This is a genomic window from Runella sp. R0.1_18 (genome assembly GCF_057652155.1).
The window spans coordinates 1-379 of record NZ_JBYFCK010000111.1 but is presented as its reverse complement, the minus strand read 5'-3'; the positions used below and the strand labels follow the sequence as shown (position 1 = coordinate 379).

Below are 379 nucleotides of genomic sequence, written 5' to 3'. Positions count from 1 at the left end.
GTTTTACCATTTTGATTGTGAAACCTAAGAAATTCCCTCCAATTTTAAATGGTTACACCTTACGGGAGCAGGACACTAGGTCAAATGCCCTTTTTTGCCCCAAAAAGTCAATAGTTATTGTCTATTTATCAAAGTATAGTTAATTTTAAATTTTATCCATATTAACTATACAATCTATGAAAATTGGTTACGCCCGCGTCAGTACCAAAGACCAATCCCTCGATTTACAAACCGATGCTCTCGCCAAAGCTGGCTGTGAACATGTATTCACCGAAACGGCTTCAGGAGCCAAGTCGGATCGCCCTGAACTTTTGAAAATGCTTGACTTTGTTCGCACGGGTGATGTCGTCGTCGTTTATAAACTCGACCGACTCGGGCG

Annotated in this window: 1 protein-coding gene; it reads left to right on the top strand. The window is 41.2% G+C overall.

Annotated features, from left to right (window positions below; translation table 11 throughout):
- Nucleotides 1-176 precede the first annotated feature (176 nt).
- The coding region (locus AC23P2_RS31295; protein ID WP_487776820.1) for a recombinase family protein at nucleotides 177-379 on the top strand (203 nt) is incomplete at its 3' end.